Annotated in this window: 21 protein-coding genes; 8 read left to right on the forward strand and 13 right to left on the reverse strand. The window is 68.4% G+C overall.

The window, feature by feature from the left end; genetic code table 11:
• The first annotated feature begins 92 nt into the window (after positions 1 to 92).
• Positions 93 to 296, forward strand: coding sequence for a hypothetical protein (locus tag C8D87_RS28405; protein WP_112228997.1), 204 nt, complete (start codon positions 93 to 95; stop codon positions 294 to 296).
• Here the strand turns inward: C8D87_RS28405 and C8D87_RS28410 are convergent.
• Entirely contained in the window at positions 268 to 885 is a 618-nt protein-coding gene (locus C8D87_RS28410) for an HAD family hydrolase (RefSeq protein ID WP_109633124.1), read from the reverse strand. The two genes, C8D87_RS28405 and C8D87_RS28410, sit on opposite strands and share 29 nt — an antisense overlap.
• A 52-nt stretch (positions 886 to 937) precedes the next feature.
• Here C8D87_RS28410 and C8D87_RS28415 point away from each other — a divergent pair, with 52 nt between their 5' ends.
• Positions 938 to 1,480, forward strand: a complete 543-nt coding sequence (locus C8D87_RS28415) for a TetR/AcrR family transcriptional regulator (protein WP_170166611.1) — start codon at positions 938 to 940, stop codon at positions 1,478 to 1,480.
• 40 nt (positions 1,481 to 1,520) lie between these two features.
• Positions 1,521 to 2,726: an Nramp family divalent metal transporter gene (locus C8D87_RS28420; protein ID WP_112228999.1), complete on the forward strand. Its 1,206-nt coding sequence runs from the start codon at positions 1,521 to 1,523 to the stop codon at positions 2,724 to 2,726.
• On the opposite strand, the gene C8D87_RS28425 is transcribed toward C8D87_RS28420, so the two are convergent.
• Positions 2,705 to 3,661: a Gfo/Idh/MocA family protein gene (locus tag C8D87_RS28425; protein ID WP_215732510.1), complete on the reverse strand. Its 957-nt coding sequence runs from the start codon at positions 3,659 to 3,661 to the stop codon at positions 2,705 to 2,707. The two genes, C8D87_RS28420 and C8D87_RS28425, sit on opposite strands and share 22 nt — an antisense overlap.
• Before the next feature lie 22 nt (positions 3,662 to 3,683).
• Here C8D87_RS28425 and C8D87_RS28430 point away from each other — a divergent pair, with 22 nt between their 5' ends.
• The gene (locus C8D87_RS28430) at positions 3,684 to 4,058 is read left to right on the forward strand and encodes a YccF domain-containing protein (RefSeq protein WP_109631692.1); all 375 of its coding nucleotides are present in this window, start codon (positions 3,684 to 3,686) and stop codon (positions 4,056 to 4,058) included.
• Positions 4,059 to 4,117: 59 nt separating this feature from the next.
• On the opposite strand, the gene C8D87_RS28435 is transcribed toward C8D87_RS28430, so the two are convergent.
• A complete protein-coding gene (locus C8D87_RS28435) occupies positions 4,118 to 4,510 on the reverse strand; it encodes a VOC family protein (RefSeq protein ID WP_109631688.1) in 393 nt (130 codons plus the stop codon).
• 116 nt (positions 4,511 to 4,626) lie between these two features.
• On the opposite strand from C8D87_RS28435, the gene C8D87_RS28440 reads away from it, so the two are divergent.
• On the forward strand, positions 4,627 to 5,112 hold the full coding sequence (locus C8D87_RS28440) for a DUF3558 family protein (RefSeq protein WP_112229000.1): 486 nt from the start codon (positions 4,627 to 4,629) through the stop codon (positions 5,110 to 5,112).
• Here C8D87_RS28440 and C8D87_RS28445 read toward each other — a convergent pair.
• From C8D87_RS28445 to C8D87_RS28460, 4 genes are read right to left on the reverse strand one after another with little or no spacing between them, the layout of a single operon-like run.
• Positions 5,109 to 6,704 (reverse strand): AMP-binding protein, encoded by a 1,596-nt coding sequence (locus C8D87_RS28445; protein WP_112229001.1) that lies wholly within the window; start codon positions 6,702 to 6,704, stop codon positions 5,109 to 5,111. The genes C8D87_RS28440 and C8D87_RS28445 overlap by 4 nt on opposite strands.
• 14 nt (positions 6,705 to 6,718) lie before the next feature.
• Positions 6,719 to 7,504 (reverse strand): metallophosphoesterase, encoded by a 786-nt coding sequence (locus C8D87_RS28450; protein WP_112229002.1) that lies wholly within the window; start codon positions 7,502 to 7,504, stop codon positions 6,719 to 6,721.
• A 53-nt stretch (positions 7,505 to 7,557) separates the two neighbouring features.
• Positions 7,558 to 8,349 (reverse strand): HAD-IIA family hydrolase, encoded by a 792-nt coding sequence (locus C8D87_RS28455; protein ID WP_233442326.1) that lies wholly within the window; start codon positions 8,347 to 8,349, stop codon positions 7,558 to 7,560.
• Between the two features lie 3 nt (positions 8,350 to 8,352).
• Complete coding sequence (locus C8D87_RS28460) at positions 8,353 to 8,799, reverse strand: MarR family winged helix-turn-helix transcriptional regulator (protein WP_109631670.1); 447 nt, start codon at positions 8,797 to 8,799, stop codon at positions 8,353 to 8,355.
• A gap of 115 nt (positions 8,800 to 8,914) precedes the next feature.
• On the opposite strand from C8D87_RS28460, the gene moaA reads away from it, so the two are divergent.
• Positions 8,915 to 9,973 carry a GTP 3',8-cyclase MoaA gene (moaA, locus tag C8D87_RS28465; RefSeq protein ID WP_411711469.1) on the forward strand — a complete coding sequence of 353 codons (1,059 nt, stop codon included), beginning with the start codon at positions 8,915 to 8,917 and terminating at the stop codon, positions 9,971 to 9,973.
• Positions 9,974 to 9,976: 3 nt separating this feature from the next.
• Complete coding sequence (locus C8D87_RS28470; RefSeq protein ID WP_112229004.1) at positions 9,977 to 10,234, forward strand: MoaD/ThiS family protein; 258 nt, start codon at positions 9,977 to 9,979, stop codon at positions 10,232 to 10,234.
• On the opposite strand, the gene C8D87_RS28475 is transcribed toward C8D87_RS28470, so the two are convergent.
• Positions 10,198 to 12,633 carry a tetratricopeptide repeat protein gene (locus C8D87_RS28475; protein ID WP_112229005.1) on the reverse strand — a complete coding sequence of 812 codons (2,436 nt, stop codon included), beginning with the start codon at positions 12,631 to 12,633 and terminating at the stop codon, positions 10,198 to 10,200. The genes C8D87_RS28470 and C8D87_RS28475 overlap by 37 nt on opposite strands.
• A gap of 403 nt (positions 12,634 to 13,036) precedes the next feature.
• Between C8D87_RS28475 and C8D87_RS28480 the strand changes: the two genes are divergently transcribed.
• Positions 13,037 to 13,678 (forward strand): transglycosylase family protein, encoded by a 642-nt coding sequence (locus C8D87_RS28480; protein WP_112229006.1) that lies wholly within the window; start codon positions 13,037 to 13,039, stop codon positions 13,676 to 13,678.
• A gap of 103 nt (positions 13,679 to 13,781) precedes the next feature.
• Here C8D87_RS28480 and C8D87_RS28485 read toward each other — a convergent pair whose 3' ends face one another.
• From C8D87_RS28485 to C8D87_RS28505, 5 genes are all read right to left on the reverse strand, one after another.
• Entirely contained in the window at positions 13,782 to 14,207 is a 426-nt protein-coding gene (locus C8D87_RS28485; RefSeq protein WP_112229007.1) for a molybdenum cofactor biosynthesis protein MoaE, read from the reverse strand.
• Complete coding sequence (locus tag C8D87_RS28490) at positions 14,207 to 14,674, reverse strand: MogA/MoaB family molybdenum cofactor biosynthesis protein (protein ID WP_233439174.1); 468 nt, start codon at positions 14,672 to 14,674, stop codon at positions 14,207 to 14,209. Before C8D87_RS28490 ends, C8D87_RS28485 begins: the two co-directional genes overlap by 1 nt.
• Positions 14,671 to 15,144 (reverse strand): cyclic pyranopterin monophosphate synthase MoaC, encoded by a 474-nt coding sequence (moaC, locus tag C8D87_RS28495; protein ID WP_109631652.1) that lies wholly within the window; start codon positions 15,142 to 15,144, stop codon positions 14,671 to 14,673. The genes C8D87_RS28490 and moaC overlap by 4 nt, the downstream gene beginning before the upstream one ends.
• 46 nt (positions 15,145 to 15,190) lie before the next feature.
• Positions 15,191 to 16,573 (reverse strand): NAD-dependent malic enzyme, encoded by a 1,383-nt coding sequence (locus tag C8D87_RS28500; protein ID WP_112229008.1) that lies wholly within the window; start codon positions 16,571 to 16,573, stop codon positions 15,191 to 15,193.
• 108 nt (positions 16,574 to 16,681) lie between these two features.
• Positions 16,682 to 16,867, reverse strand: coding sequence for a hypothetical protein (locus tag C8D87_RS28505; protein ID WP_109633120.1), 186 nt, complete (start codon positions 16,865 to 16,867; stop codon positions 16,682 to 16,684).
• Between the last annotated feature and the right edge of the window lie 51 nt (positions 16,868 to 16,918).

Raw genomic sequence — 16,918 nt, forward strand, 5'->3', positions numbered from 1 at the left:
AACGCGCCCCAGGCGTACCCAGGACGCGTCTCACCAGAGTAGCCAGAAGACCAGGCGGAAGGCACCTCCGTTAGCGCGACTACGCTGCCCGCATGACCGCTCCGAAGTTGATGCCGCTGGCCATCGGCCTGTTCGCCGTCGGCGTACTGGCGATCATCGCGGTCTTCGTGCTCTTCGCCACGGGCCACAGCGACCTGCCGCTCTGGCTGAACGTCGCCGCCACCTACCTGCCGGCGATCGGCCTGGCGCTCGGGATCATCGCGGTGATCAGGAAAGCACGCCAGAAGAAGTCCTGAGCCACTCCGGGAACTCGCGCAGGTCCTCCAGCACGACCGCGGCGCCCGCTTCTGCCAGCTCAGCGCGTGAACAGGGCCCCGTCACCACGCCGACGGCCAGCGCGCCGGCGGCCTCGGCACCCCGCATGTCGCCGACGTGATCACCGACGTAAACGGCCGCGCCGTGCAACTTGAGCGACTCCGCCTTGCCCGTCGACCACAGCTCGCCGTAGAGGTGGTCGACCTCCCAGCCGAGAGCTTCGAGGTGCAGCGCGGCGTTCTTGCGGTACTTGCCCGTCACGACCATGGTCTGGCCACCCAGCTCCCGGACGGCCTGCAGGGCGTGAGAAGCACCGGGCAGCGCGACCGTCGCCGGGATCACGACCTCGGGGTACAGCGCGCGGAAGAGCGTGACCAGGTCCGGGATCTCCTCCTCCGGCACGCCCATCTCGCGGTAGATCATGTCGAGGGGCGGGCCGAGGTTCGACGCGAAGTGCTCGCCGTCCAGCTGGTGTCCGGTGCGGGCGCCGACTTCGTTCATCACCGCCGCCATGCCCGGTCTGGGGTCGATGAGGGTCATGTCGAGGTCGAAGCCCACGGTGAACGGCACAGAACCCAACTCTACGTCTGTACAAAAACTGTATCTGTGTAAAGCTGGCAGCGTGAGCGACATCACCGAGCTCTTGCTGGATGCGGCTGCGGACCTGCTCGCCGTCCACGGGTTCCACGGACTGCGCATGATCGAGGTCGCCAGCCGCGCCGGGGTGAGCAGGCAGACCGTCTACAACGAGTTCGGCAACAAGGAAGGGCTCGTCCAGGCCGTCGCGGCGCATCGGACCGAGGAGTACCTCACCGGGATCGCCAGCCGGCTCGGCCAGGACCCCGATCCGTGGGAGGCGATGCGGTCGGCGTTCCGGTTCACCTTCGAGCAGACCGAGAAGGACCGGCTGGTCTCCGCCATGCTGACCGGGCAGGACGCCGAGGACCTGTTGCCGTTCCTCACGACCAGGGGCCATCCCGTGCTGTTCCACGCGACCGAGGTCGTCGAGCAGCACCTCACCGAGCACTTCCCCGGCAGGCACGTGCGGCTCGCGGCGGAGACGACGGTGCGGCTCGCACTGAGCCACCTGCTGATGCCGAGCGGCGACCTGGAAAGCGCTGTCGACGCCGTGGTCGGAGTCGCCAAGGCCACGTTGGAGGCCTGACCCCTTGTTGCCATAATCTGGCAACAAGGGGAGGTGTCCGGTGGTCGCTGTTTCGGCGCGCGTGCGCGCTGGTGCGGCGTTGCTCGGTCCGGCGTTCGTCGCCGCGATCGCGTACGTCGATCCCGGCAACGTGGCCACCAACACCGCGGCGGGCGCGAAGTACGGCTACCTGCTGGTGTGGGTGCTCGTCGTCGCGAACGTCATGGCGGGGCTCGTGCAGTACCTGTCGGCGAAGCTGGGCCTGGTCACCGGGCAGTCGTTGCCGGAGGCCGTGCGCGATCACCTGCCACGCCCGGCGCGGCTCGCGTACTGGGGCCAGGCCGAGGTGGTCGCGATGGCGACCGATCTCGCCGAGGTGCTCGGTGGCGCCATCGCGCTGTCGTTGCTCTTCGATCTTCCGCTGCTGCTCGGCGGGGTGATCACCGGTGTCGTGTCGACGGTGTTGCTGCTGGTGCAGGACAAGCGCGGGCAGCGGCCGTTCGAGCGCGTGATCACCACGATGCTGGTCGTGATCGCGATCGGTTTCATGGCGGGGCTATTCGTGTCACCGCCGTCGGTTTCCGGCGCTGTTTCCGGCCTGGTGCCGAAGTTCGACGGCGCGGACAGCGTCCTGCTGGCGGCGGGCATGCTCGGCGCGACCGTGATGCCGCATGCGGTGTACCTGCACTCGGCGCTGGCACGGGACCGGCACGGCAGGAACCCGTCGTTGCTCGGCACGACCAAGGTCGACGTCGTGGTCGCGATGATGCTGGCCGGTGCGGTGAACCTGGCGATGCTGCTGCTCGCGGCGTCGGCCTTGCAGGGCGAGGACGGCGTGGACACGCTCGAAGGAGCGCACGCGGCGGTGTCGGCCGGTCTCGGTGGCGGGATCGCGCTGTTGTTCGCTCTTGGTCTGCTGGCTTCGGGTTTCGCGTCCACGGCGGTCGGTTGCTACGCGGGCGCGGTGGTGATGGACGGGCTGCTGCGGGTGCGGATTCCGTTGCCGGCAAGGCGACTCATCACCTTGGTGCCGGCGCTGGCCATCCTGGCGTTCGGTGTCGACCCGACGTTCGCGTTGGTGCTGTCGCAGGTAGTGCTGTCGTTCGGCATCCCGTTCGCACTGGTGCCGTTGGTGTGGCTGACCGCGCGCCGGCCGTTGATGGGCTCGTTCACGAACCGGCGCTCGGTCACCGTGGCCGCTTCCTGCGTGGCGTTCGCGGTGGTCGTGCTGAACGTGGCGTTGATCTACCTGACGGTGTCCGCGTAGGAGACACCGATCTGGCGCAACGCCTCTTCCAGCGTGCGCATGACGTCGATCGTGTTCTGCCAGGTCATCAGCGGGCTTTCCACGAGGCCCGCGGCGATGCACTCCTCGACCGCGCGGATCTGGTGCTGGTAGCCCTCGTCCTCGATGGTGTGCTCGACACCGTTGATCGTCGCCTTCGTCGCGGCGAACATCGGCTCGGCCAGGTCGATCCGCCCCGAGGTGCCGACGATGTCCGCCGTGCAGCCGAGGTTCGCGACGAGCGAGCAGCTCAGCAACGCGTGGGCGCCATCGGGATACCCGAGCAGCAGTCCGGCGTCGGAGTCCACATCGGATGGTGCCCTGCCACCCCACGCGCGGACTTCCGAGGGAACCCCGAGCAGCAGGTGCGCGAGCGCGACCGGGTAGACGCCGAGATCGAGCAGCGCCCCACCGCCGGCCTCCTTCGCCCAGAGCCGGTGGTCCGGATCGAAGGCGAGCGCGAAACCGAAAGTCGCGCGGAGGGAGCGGACCTCACCGATCTCCCCGCTGCGCACGGCCTCGTGCACCTTGCGGATCAACGGGTTGAACCGCGTCCACATGGCTTCCATCAGGAAGAGGTTCTTCGACTTCGCCCTTTCGATCATTTCCTCCGCGTCGGCGACCGTGAGCGCGAAGGCCTTCTCGCACAGCACGTGCTTGCCGGCGTCGAGCGCGGCGAGCGTGACCTCCCGGTGCTGCCCGTGCGGGGTCGCGACGTAGACGACCTCGACATCGGGATCAGCCAGCAGGTCGCGGTAGTCGCCGTACGCGCGCTCGATGCCGAACCGCTCGGCGAACGCCTCGGCTCGGCTCTTGTCGCGTGAAGACACCGCGAGAACGGTGACGCCCTCGACCTTCAGCATGTCGGCGGTCACGGTCTGCGCGATTCCGCCTGTAGCGATCACACCCCACTTCATGGATTGAGCTTAGATTGGAGGTATGCGCCTCATCCTGAACGTGATCTGGCTGGTGCTCGCCGGGTTCTGGATGGCCGTCGGCTACGCGGTCGCCGGTCTCATCTGCTGCATCCTGATCATCACGATCCCGTGGGGCATCGCGTCGTTCCGCATCGCCAACTACGCGCTCTGGCCGTTCGGGCGCGAGGTGGTCGACAAGCCCGGCGCGGGCACCGGGTCGTTGCTGGGCAACATCATCTGGATCATCGTCGCCGGTCTGTGGCTCGCCATCGGCCACATCCTCACCGGCATCGCGCTGTGCGTGACGATCATCGGCATCCCGCTCGGCGTCGCCAACTTCAAGCTGGTGAAGGTCTCGCTGGTGCCGCTGGGCAAGGAGATCGTCGAGGTCCCGTGAGGGTCTCCCGCTCCTCGTCGGGGGCGAGGAGCGGAAGACCTCTCATCAGGCACGCACCGTCAGGCTTCGTCGCCCGACAGCTCGTGCAGGCAAAGGATGTTGCCCTCGGTGTCCGTGAACCACGCCGCGCGCTCGTTGCCCATGACCGCGATGTGGTTGGTGGTCTTGAGGTCGGGCATGTCGTAGTCCTCGAAGTGGACGCCCTTGTCCTCGAGCTCGCGGATCTCGCCCTCGAGGTCGGGCACCTCGAAGCTGAGCACCGTGTGTGCGGTCTGCGCGCCCTTTTCCGCAGGCATCAGCCCCAGCGCGTCGCCCTGGCCGAGCGCGAAGATCCGCGTACCGTCCGGCGCGGTGGCGAGGGCCTTGAGGCCGAGCTTGTCCGCGTAGAAGCGCCCAGCCCGGTCTGGGTCTTCGACGGGCAGCATCGTCGTGGTTCTGGTGGCGGTGAGCATGCGCGCCTCCTTCGACGGAATCCCACGATGTTGCGCGCGTCACACCGCATCCGCAAGAGGCCTTTCACCCCTTCGTGACCTGCGGGGATTACTGATTCGCGGGACGATTCCGCTCCGTGCACACACCACGCCTCGTCGTGCTCACCGCCGCTCTCGGACTGTCCGGTTGCACGCTCGCCGCGCCCGAGGTCAAGCCGATGGAGCCCTTCGTCGCACCGTCGACCACGCCGTCGGACACACCGGCGTGCCGGTTGTTCGACCCGGCCCAACTCACTGAGCACCGGTTCCACAACGGTTACGCCAACGCCTCCAGCTGCTTCTGGCTCTCCGACGACGCCGGACCGGTCGTGGTGAGCCTGCGTGAGGGTGTCACCGCTGAGCAGTACCTGGCCAAGCCCGACAGGTTGAAGACGTCGCCCATCACCATCGGGCGGCACTCCGGGCTGCTCGCCGAGAACAGCAGGGGCACCGGCATGTGCGGCGTCGTGCTGACCCACCCGGACGGCGTGGCGGCTGCCGAGATGCTCACGGAGGCCGGTGGCAGGGCGTGCGAGATCGCCCAGGCCGTGATGAAGGTGGTCGAGCCGAAGCTGCCGTCCTAGGCGTGGCGGGTGCTGTCGTCCAGGTTCAGCAGCTCCACCGACTTCGCCCGCATCTCCACCTTGCGAACCTTGCCCGTGACCGTCATCGGGAACTCCTCGACCACGTGCACGTACCGCGGAATCTTGTAGTGCGCGAGCTTCCCGGTGCAGAACTCGCGGACGGCCTCTGCGGTGAGCGGCTCGGCTCCCTCGCGCACGCGGACCCAGGCCATGAGCTCCTCGCCGTACTTGGCGTCGGGCACGCCGATCACCTGGGCGTCGAGCACGTCCGGGTGCGTGTAGAGGAACTCCTCGATCTCGCGCGGATAGATGTTCTCGCCGCCGCGGATGACCATGTCCTTGATGCGCCCGGTGATGTTCACGTAGTCGTCGTCGTTCATCACCGCGAGGTCACCGGTGTGCATCCAGCCCGCCCGGTCCACCGCCTCCGCCGTCTTCTCGGGCTCGTTCCAGTAGCCGAGCATCACCGAGTAGCCGCGCGTGCACAGCTCCCCCGGCACCCCGCGCGGAACCGTGAGGCCCGTTTCCGGGTCGACGATCTTGACCTCGAGGTGGGGGCCGACCCGTCCCACCGTTCCGACGCGGCGGTCGAGCGAGTCGTCGACGCGCGTTTGCGTTGACACCGGGGAGGTTTCGGTCATGCCGTAGCAGATGGAGACCTCGCGCATGCCCATGCGTTCGACCACCTGCTTCATCACCTCGACCGGGCACGGGGAGCCCGCCATGATGCCGGTGCGCAACGACGAGAGGTCGTAGTCGTCGATCAGGTCGAGCATGGCGATGAACATCGTGGGCACGCCGTACAGCGAGGTGCAGCGCTCTTCCTGAACCGCCGCAAGGGTTTTCGCCGGGTCGAACGCCGGCGCGGGGATCACGACGCAGGCGCCGTGACTGGTGGCGGCGAGGTTGCCCATGACCATGCCGAAGCAGTGGTAGAAGGGTGGCACGACGCAGATGCGGTCGTTCTCCGCGTAGCTCAGCAACTCCCCGACGAAGTAGCCGTTGTTGAGGATGTTGTGGTGCGAAAGCGTTGCGCCCTTGGGGAATCCCGTGGTGCCGGACGTGTACTGGATGTTGATCGGGTCGTCGCGGTCCAGCTCCACGTCCGGGAGCTCGGCCTCGGTCCACTGTGGATCGTCAACGAACACCACGTTGCGCAGCGCCGCGCACCGCGGCCGGACCTCTTCGATCATGCCCGCGTAGTCCGAGGTCTTGAACGAACGCGCCGACACGAGCGTGTGGATGCCGGCCTGGTTCAGCACGTACTCCAGCTCGTGCACCCGGTACGCCGGGTTGACGTTGACCAGGATCGCACCGATCCGGGCCGTCGCGTACTGCACGAAGACCCACTCCGCGCAGTTCGGTGCCCAGATGCCGACCCGGTCGCCCTTGCGCACGCCCAGCGCCGTGAGGCCGGCGGCCACCCGGTCGACCTCGACCGCCAGCTCGGCGTAGGTCCACCGGCGATCTGTGGCCTTGTCGACAAGTGCCTCGCGGTCGCCGAACCGCGCGACGGTCGCGGCGAAGTTCGCGTGGATCGTGTCGCCCAGCAGCGGGGCGGCGGACGTGCCCGAGGAGTAGCTGGCGGTCATTTGCCCGACCGTAGTCAGGCCTCGGCGTATGGCAAGGGGACGACGAGGCACGGACCGCCGCTGTAGAGGCCCGCGTCGATCGCCAGCACCTTGTCGTCGGCGTACACGAGCGGCCCGTCGATCTGGTCCGGCGGCACCCCGAGCTGGTCGGCGATGACGCTGTGGCCGTGCACGATCGTGCTGCCTCCGAGGGTCCCCATCAGCTCGTCTGCGATTTCGGGACCCTGCGGACCGCGGAACGCGTAGCGCGTCGTCATCTTGCGCCAGCACTCCCACCAGTCGACGAGATCGTCGCCCTTGAGCACCTGCCGGACGGCTTCGTTGACCTCCTCGATCGAGGACCCCCATTCGAGGTAGGCCGCCGTGTCGGAGTGCATCAGCAGGTGGTCGTCGCGCAGCTTCAGCACCGGTCTGCTGGTGAGCCACTCGACGTGCTCGTCGGTCAACCGGTCCTGGTCGCTGCGCAGCCCGCCATTGAGCAGCCAGCTCCGTGCGAACGACCGCGGCCCCGCGCTGTCGGGCACCTGCTCGTCGCCGAACCGGTGCATGCCGAGCAGCAGCACCTCGTGGTTGCCGATCAACGAGTTGACCACGCCACCCGCCTTCACGGCCTCCTCGCTCAGGCGCATGACCAGGTCGATCACGCCGACCCCGTCGGGCCCGCGGTCCACGAAGTCGCCGAGGAACCACAGCTCGGCCTCACCGCCCGTCCAGTGCCCCTCCTCGTCGCACAGCTCGGCGACGTGCAGGGCTCTGGTCAGTTCGGCGAGGTGCCCGTGCACGTCGCCCACGACGTACATCGAGCGTCGATCCGTGTCCACGTCCGCGACGATAGGTGATTGACCCTCGCGCGTCAGTGGCCAGCCCAGTCACCGAACGGGTCCTGTGAGTGACCGACCAGCTCCGCGATCGACTTCAGCACCCGTGTGGGCCGGTACGGGTACATCTCGGCGTGCTCTGAGGTGAAGATCCCGGACAGCACGAGGATGGTGGAGAGTCCGGCTTCCAGGCCGGAGCGCACGTCGGTGTCCATCCGGTCACCGATCATGAGAGCGTTCTCGGAGTGCGAGCCCAGAGCGCGCAGGGCCGACCTCATCATCAACGGGTTCGGCTTGCCGACGTAATAGGGCTCACGGCCGGTGGCGCGCTCGATCAACGCCGCCACGGCGCCGGTCGCGGGCAGCGAGCCCTCGCGGGACGGGCCCGTCGCGTCCGGGTTGGTCGCGATGAACTTCGCGCCCTCCTCGACCAGGCGGATGGCCTTGGTGATCGCGGTGAAGCTGTAGGTGCGGGTCTCGCCGAGCACCACGTAGTCCGGGTCGCGGTCGGTCAGCACGTAGCCGATCTCGTGCAGCGCTGTGGTGAGGCCGGCCTCGCCGATCACGAACGCCGAGCCGTTGGGGCGCTGCGAGTCCAGGAAGCGCGCCGTGGCCAGGGCGGACGTCCAGATCGACGACTCCGGGATGTCGAGGCCGGTGCGCTGCAACCGCGCGCGCAGGTCTCGTGGCGTGTAGATGGAGTTGTTGGTGAGCACGAGGAACGGGGTGTCCGAAGCGCGCAGCTCCGCGACGAACTCGTCAGCGCCGGGGATCAGGTGCTCTTCGTGAACCAGAACACCGTCCATGTCCATCAAGTAGTGCCACATGGCCTAAGTATTGATCACGGCCTTGCGGAACGTCTCGATCTGAAGCTGGAGATAACGCTCGATAACTTCGATCTCGTCGGGGTCGAAGCGGCTCAGGACCTGGACGAGGCTCTGCTGCGCCTTCTCGAAGAGGTGCGCGAACTTGGCCAGGTCACCTGCTGTGACCTCGACGAGCACCTTGCGGCGGTCGTGCGGATCGCGGACCCGGCGGACGAATCCGGCACGTTCCAGGCGGTCGATCACGCCGGTGACGGCGCCGGTGGAGAGGCCGGAGAGCTCGGCGATGCGTCCGGCGGTGAGCGGCCCGTCCGCCCGCATGGCGAGATCGAGGCACTTCTCGTCGGTCGCGGACAGACCCATCTGCTCGGCGACCTTCGTGTGGAACATGATCGTGAGCGCGCTCTGCTCCCGCATGTACCACGTGAACCTCTCCAGCACCTCAGGTTCCATGTCGAACATCTTAGCCGCTAAGACAATTCCTTGTGACAGTGCTCCAAACGGGCGGAACGTGAGAAACCTCGTTCTTGGAGTCACCTACAAGGGGTTGTTCATTAAGCTAAATAAGGTGACAGCAGTGGAGTTGGGACTACCCGTCGTGCGCAGCACGCCGGACGCGTCCGCACGACCGGACACGCCACTGCTCGTGGACAGGTTCGGGCGGGTCGGGAAGGACCTCCGGGTGAGCCTCACCGACCGCTGCAACCTGCGCTGCACCTACTGCATGCCGGCTGAGGGCCTCGACTGGCTGAAGAAGGACGAGCTGCTCACCGACGACGAGCTCATCCGGCTCATGCGAATCGCAGTGGTCGACCTGGGCATCACGGACATCCGCTTCACCGGCGGCGAGCCGTTGCTTCGGCGCGGCCTGGAGCAGGTCATCGCCGCGACGGCCGGGCTGGAGCCCCGCCCGCGCATGTCGATGACCTCGAACGGCATCGGCCTCGCCCGGCGCGCCCAGTCGCTGAAGGACGCCGGCCTGAACCGGATCAACATCTCGCTCGACACCCTCGACCCCGACCGCTTCGCCACCTTGACCAGGCGCGACCGCATCACCGACGTGCTGGACGGCCTCGACGCCGCCCGTGCGGCCGGGCTGGAGCCGGTGAAGGTCAACTCCGTGCTCATGCGCGGCGTCAACGAGGACGAGGCCGTCCCTCTGCTGCGGTTCTGCGTCGAGAACGGCTACCAGCTCAGGTTCATCGAGCAGATGCCGCTCGACGCGCAGCACGGCTGGACGCGCACGAACATGGTCACGGCCGACGAGATCCTCACGATGCTCTCGGCCGCCTACACGCTGACGCCCGAGGAGGCCCCGCGTGGCGGTGCCCCGGCCGAGCGCTGGCTGGTCGACGGCGGTCCCGCGGTGGTCGGCGTGATCGCGTCGGTGACGAGGCCGTTCTGCGCCGCCTGCGACCGCACCCGGCTCACCTCCGACGGCCAGATCCGCAACTGCCTGTTCAGCCAGGGCGAGACCGACCTGCGTGCGCTGCTGCGCGACGGCTCCCCCGACGCCGCGATCGCCGACGCCTGGCGTGCCAACATGTGGGCCAAGGCGGCCGGTCACGGCATCAACGACGCGGGCTTCTCCCAGCCCGACCGGCCCATGAGTGCCATCGGAGGATGACAGGTGACCTCGGTGAAGATTCGCTACTTCGCGGGCGCACGCGCTGCGGCCGGGGTTGCCGACGAGGATCTCGTGCTCGACACCTCCGACCCCACCGTGGCACTCGTCGTGAGCACCATCGGTGAACGGCACGGCGACCAGCTCGGCAAGGTGCTGGCCGCGTCCAGCTTCCTGCTCGACGGCGTCGCGGTGCGGGACACGTCGACGCGTGTGCCCGCCGGTGCTCAGCTGGACGTGCTGCCGCCCTTCGCGGGCGGCTGACGCAGCCTTTCCACCCAGACTCGCCGCCCGGTTTCGCCTGCCAGCCCCAGCGCACGGAGCCGGTGTCGTTCCGCTTCCTCCACGGAGCCCATCGCCAGGTGGATCTCCGCGAGTTCGGCCACGACCTGCACCTGACGGACTCGCAGCCCGCCGCGTTCGGCGATCTCGTCCGCCTCCGTGGCGCACAGGAGTGCCTGCCGCAGGTTCCCCAGTGCGCGGTGGTCGGCCGCCAAACCGGTGAGCGACTGGACCTCGCCGCGCGCGAACGCCGCGTTCCGGCAGATCGCCAGCGCCCGTTCGTGCTGCTCGACGGCCTCGTCGAGCCGCTGGAGCCGCCGCAGCACCGCGCCGAGAGTGGCTCGGGCGTCCACCTCGGCCATGTCCTTCTCGGAACCGGTCGCGACGTCGACAGCACGTCGGCAGATGACCTCGGCTTCGATTGTCCGGTCCTGTTCGAACAGGAGAAAGGCACGCGCGTCGAGGACACGGGACTCGAACGTCGGACCGAGTTCAGGTGCCACCAGCGGCTCCACCTCGTCGAGGCACCTCGCCACCTCGTCGAAGTCGCCGATGAAGAGGTGTGCGATGGCGAGACCGTGCAGGCAGAACGCCTTGCCGGCAGTCAGATTCCGCTCGACCGACGTCCGCAGCGCCTCCTCGCAGTAGGACACCGCCTCATCCAACGGACCGAGATCGGTCAGGACGCAACTCAGGTTGAACAGGGTGGTCGGCTTCCGGGTGATGGCCAGCGCCTCGTGCATCGCGCCGGCCGCTTCGGCCAGGTTGCCGAGTTCCCAGTGGATGATCCCCAGGTTGCCGACGTACGACGCCAACGGGCCGAGGTCGTCGCTCTGCCGGGCGAGCGCCACCGCCCGCTCGTAGGCGGGCAGCGCATCGAGGAACCGGCCGGACCGCCAGTGCGCAAGTCCGAGCGAGCCGTGCATGTTCGCCTCGGCGCCCACGTCACCTAGGCGCTGTGCGGCCCGCAGCCCTTCACGGGCGGTCATGCTCCAGTCGACCACGTTCGCGGCGTGGTAGAGGAAGTACGCGCGCATCGCGTCGGCCAGCTGCCAGGTGATCGGCCGGTCGCCCGCCGCGAGCACGGCGGCCACGAGGTTGGCACGTTCCGTGTCGAGCCATGCGAGTGCACGCGACATGTCACTCACGCCGTGCGAGGGCAGCCCGGCAGAGACCTCCGGCAGTCCCAGCCTGTGCAGTTCCGGATTCAGCATCCGGCCGGCCGCGTGGGCATTGATCAAGTAGTACTCGTACAGCCGGACGGGTGCGGGCGCACCGAGCTGGAGGGCGTAGACCCGCAACAGGTCGTGCAGGCTGTACCTGTCGCCGGAGTGTTGCACGAGGTTGGCGGTGACGAGCTGATCGAGCGGAAGGGCCGCGTCCTCGCCGAGCAGCGCCGTTGCGCCGTCGATCGAGAAGTCCGGGCCGGGCACCTGTCCGAGCAGCCGGAACAAACGCTGGGAACGTTCGGGCTGAGCCCGGTAGGACACCTCGAACGTGGCACGGACGGCAGCGTCGCCCTCGATCTCCAGCGCGTCCAGCCTGCCCTCACCCCGGAGATCGGCCAGGTAGTCGCTGATGTGCCGGTCGACCAGGTGCGCCGCGGCGATGCGCAGGGCGAGCGGAAGGTTGCCGCACAACCGGATCAGCTCGGAGCGCTCGTGGTGCCCGCCACGGACACGCATGTTGTCGAGCAACGCGTGGGCCTCGTCGTCGTCGAAGACGCCGAGCCTGACCTGGAAGTGCTCCGGCAGGTCGATGCGGCTGGTGACGATCAGCACAGACCTGTCACCGGCCGGCCGCAGCGGGCAGATCTGGTCCCGACCGGCGTTGTCGATCACCACGAGCACTGCGCGATCCGCCGTCATCTGCTCGTACAGTGCGATTTGCGCATCGAGGCCGACCGGAATCTGCTCGGCGCCGAGCGCGCGCAGGAATCGCGACAGCGCCTGCTCCGCCGTCACAGGTTCACCTTCCGAGAACGCGCGAAGGTTCACGTACAACTGACCGTCCGCGAACCGGTCACTCATCCGTTGCGCGAGATGGACGGCGAGCGACGTCTTTCCAACGCCGGGCGAACCGGTGATCGCGAGCACCCGCGCCGTGGACCCCAGTGCGACCCGGATGCCGTCGGCGCGACCGACGAAGTCGGGCAGGTCCGCGGGGAGCTGTCGCGGTCCTGGCTTGCGCGGCACCAGCCGATAGCCGTACGGCTCGGTGACGACCTGATCGGTGACGCGCAGGCGCTGCACGAGTTTCCGCAACGCCGCCTTCGGGTTCGCGGGCTTCCCGGCGCCCCAGATCGAGTCGATCAGTTCGTCGAACGGCACGGGCTGGCCCGGCCTGGCCGCCAACGCCTTCCGGAGCGCTTCGATCCTCATGTGTCCATCGTGTCGTCACCCGATGGCGGCGTGTCGCCGATCGGCCGGACAGGCGTGAGCCACGCCTCACTTTCCGTAATAGATCTCGGCCGATCTCAGGATGGAAACGAACCGATAACGACACCTTTGAGCTGCCGTTTTGTAGCCTCAGGACAACGTTGCAAAACGTTACTGTGATGCGCATCACAGCCTGATACGTTTGGTGGGCTGCCGTCGGTTACGTACCGTCGCTCCTCGGCTGGCCCCGACCAGCCACGAGCAAGACCGGAGGACCAGCACCGAACCCAGTCCGAGGGTTCTCCGGAACAACCCCGAGCGAGAGAAACCGCCGGACTGGGACGCAGGGACGCACCGGGCCCCGAACCCGAGTCCCTGACCGCAGGTGCGGTGGACCGAGAGGCACATGGCTTTCAACCGAGGCAAGCAGGGCAAGCAGGGTTCCGCCGCTCGCACTATCGCCAAGGTCGCGGCTGTCGGCATCATCGCCGGCGCCCCTCTGGGCCTGGCCGTTGGCACCGCCAACGCCGCCCCTGTCGACTGGGACGCACTCGCGCAGTGCGAGGCCAGCGGCAACTGGGCCGCCAACACCGGTAACGGTTACTACGGCGGCCTGCAGTTCAACCCGCAGACGTGGAGGGCCTACGGCGGCCAGGGCAACCCCGCCAACGCCTCCCGCGAGCAGCAGATCGCCGTCGCCGAGCGGGTCGCTGCCGGCCAGGGCGTCCAGAACGCGTGGCCGTCGTGCAGCAAGCGCATCGGCGCCTACGTGGGCAAGAAGACCGCCCCGGCCCCGAAGCAGGCCCAGCCGCAGCGCAAGGCGCAGCCGCAGCAGCGCCAGGCCGCTCCGGTGCAGCAGGCTCCGGTCGTCGTCGATGGTTCGAAGAGCAACCCGAACGGCAACTACGAGATCAAGGCGGGCGACACGCTGTCGAAGATCGCCGAGGCCAACAAGGTCGCCGGCGGCTACCAGGCCATCGTGGAGAAGAACAAGGGCTTCATCACGAACCCGGACCTGATCTTCCCGGGCCACAAGATCCTGATCTGAGCAGGACGTCTGGCCGTTCGAATCGGCAGTCCCGTTGACGCGGACTGATGCAGGACCAGGGATCTCACCGTTACCCCCCGGCGGTGAGGTCCCTGCCTGCGTTTCAGGGGCAGTTGACCCACTCGTCGTTGCCGTCGGAGAAGACCTGCCGCTTCCACACCGGCAGCCGGGCCTTGACCTCGTCCACGAGGTCGGCGCACAGCGAGAACGCCTCCTTGCGGTGCTCGGCCGCCACCGCGCAGGCCAGCGCCACGTCACCGATCTTCAACGGCCCGACCCGGTGCGACACGGCGATCCCGTGCACGCCGGCGTAGCGGTCGGCCAGCGAGGCGACGACCTCGGCCACGACGTCGCCTGCCGACGGGTGCGAGTGGTACTCGAGCTCCAGCACCGAGCGGCCGCCGTCGTGGTCGCGCACGACGCCGGAGAACGTCACCACCGCGCCGGCGCGGTCGGAACCGACCAGGGCGGCGTGTTCCTCTACCGACAAGGGCTCCTCGGTCACGACAGCCCGCAGCACGACACCCATCAGTGGTCACCTCCGCGCAGTTGGTCGAGCGCATGCTCCACGACGTTGCCGAGCACGTCCAGCCCGTCCCGCACCCCGCCGGTCGAACCAGGCAGGTTCACGATCAACGTCCGGCCCGCCACGCCGGCCACGCCGCGCGACAGCACCGAACCCGGCACGCGCGGCCAGCCGGACATCCTGATCGCGTCGGCGATGCCGGGCACCTCGTAGTCCAGCACCGCACGGGTGGCCTCCGGCGTGCGGTCGGTCGGGTTGATGCCGGTCCCGCCGGTGGTCAGGACGAGGTCGGCGCCGCCGGACACCGCCTCGGTGAGCGCCTGCTGGACCGGGTCGCCGTCAGGCACCACGACCGGTGAGGCGACCGAGAAACCGCGCGCGGACAGCCACTCGACGATCAGCGGGCCGCTGCGGTCGGCGTACACGCCCGCGGCGGCGCGGTTCGAGGCGGTGATCACCACTGCCTTCACGGGCGCTCCCACAGGCCGGACTTGCCGCCTTCCTTGCGTTCGACCCGGACGGCGTCCAGGGAGGCGGCCGGGTCGACGGACTTCACCATGTCGTGCAGGGTGAGGCCGGCCACCGAGACGGCGGTCAGGGCTTCCATCTCCACGCCCGTGCGGTCGGTGGTGCGGACCGTGGCTGTGATCAACACGGAGGTGTCGGCCAGAGCCAGGTCCACGACCACCGACGACAGGGCGATCGGGTGGCAGAGGGGGACCAGTTCCCAGGTGCGCTTCGCGGCCATGATGCCCGCGATCCTGGCGGTGGCGAGGGCGTCGCCCTTGGGCAGGCCGTCGCTGCCGAGCAGCGCAACCACCTCGGCGGTCGTGCGCAGGATCCCGGTGGCCACGGCCGTTCGGGTGGTCTGCTCCTTGCCCGAGACGTCGACCATGCGGGCCGCGCCGTGGGAGTCCAGGTGGGTGAACTGCTTGGTCATACCGCGATCGTATGCCTGGCCCCGCGCAACAGCCCGTGCCAAGTCCCTACGAGGTCGCGGCCTTGCGGACGGCTTCGGCGACGGCGGGGGCCACCGTGTTGTCGAAGACCGACGGGACGATGAACGACGCGTTGAGGCGGTCGCCGTCCACCACGTCGGCGATGGCCTGCGCGGCGGCCAGGAGCATCGCGTCGGTGATGGTCCTGGCGTGGGCGTCCAGCAGGCCGCGGAACACGCCGGGGAACGCCAGCACGTTGTTGATCTGGTTCGGGAAGTCCGAGCGGCCCGTCGCCACGACGGCGGCGTGCTGCTGGGCCTCCATCGGGTCGATCTCCGGGTCCGGGTTGGCCAGTGCGAAGACGATGGCGTCCTTGGCCATGGTCGCGACCTGGTCGGCACCGAAGAGGTTCGGGGCCGAGACACCGATGAACACGTCCGAACCGACCAGCGCGTCGTGCAGACGGCCGGACTGGTTCTCCTTGTTCGTGGAGGCCGCGATGGACTTCAGGTTCGAGTCCAGGCCGGGACGGTCGCGGTGCACGATGCCGTCGACGTCCACCGCGATGATGTCGCCCGGCGCCTGGGCCTGCAGCAGGCGGATGATCGCGGAACCGGCGGCACCGACGCCGCAGACCGTGATGCGGCAGTTCTTGATGTCCTTGCCGACGACGCGCAGAGCGTTGCGCAGAGCCGCGACCACGACGATCGCGGTGCCGTGCTGGTCGTCGTGGAAGACCGGGATGTCGAGCTTCTCGCGCAGGCGGGCCTCGATCTCGAAGCAGCGCGGCGCGGAGATGTCCTCGAGGTTGATGCCGCCGTACACGGGAGCGATGAGCTCGACCGCGCGGATGATCTCCTCGGTGTCCTGGGTGTCCAGGCAGACCGGCCAGGCGTCGACGCCGGCGAACTTCTTGAACAGCGCGGCCTTGCCCTCCATCACCGGCAGAGCGGCGGCGGGGCCGAGGTTGCCCAGGCCCAGCACGGCCGAACCGTCGGTGACGACGGCGACGGTGTTGCGCTTGATCGTCAGGCGGCGCGCGTCGTCCGGGTTCTTGGCGATCGCCTCACACACACGAGCCACACCCGGCGTGTACGCGCGGGAGAGGTCGTCGCGGTTCCTCAGCGGCACCTTCGACGAGATCTCGATCTTGCCACCGAGGTGCACGAGGAACGTGCGGTCCGACACCTTGCGGACGACGATGCCGGGCAGCGTCTCCAGCGTGTCGGTGATGTCCTTCGCGTGGTTCGCGGAGAGGGCGTTGCAGGTGAGGTCGATGACGACGCGGTCGTTGTGCGACTCCACGACGTCGAACGCCGTGATCACCCCGCCCGCGCGGCCGACGGCCGTCGTGAGGTCACCCGCGGCGCTCGCTGACGGCGGCGCCTCCAGGCGAACGGTGATCGAGTAACCAGGGCCGGGGACCGGCATCGCATCCTCCCACGAAGTGCAGCTCAAGCGGGAAGCGAGCCTATCCCCGGCCCCATTGCGGTACTCACGCGACTCGACAGAGTTAAGACCGCTCTGACAGTCCGCGGATCAGGACTTGTTGATCTCGGTCACCGGGTGGGTGTAGCCGAGGTCCTCCACCGGCAGCGGGAACGTCACCGTGCCGAACGGGGAGAGCGCACCCTGCACGTCGCTGGTCAGTTCGGTGACGGGGTGGCCGCCGTCGGGCCCTTCCGGCCAGTGCGGGTCGACCCGTCCAGGGCGTCCTTTCGCCACGTTCTCCTCCTCGGTGGTACCAGTGACGCGCACAAGTGTGACAGAGCACGA

Origin of the sequence: Lentzea atacamensis, assembly GCF_003269295.1 — a bacterium.
GTDB classification, from domain to species: domain Bacteria; phylum Actinomycetota; class Actinomycetes; order Mycobacteriales; family Pseudonocardiaceae; genus Lentzea; species Lentzea atacamensis.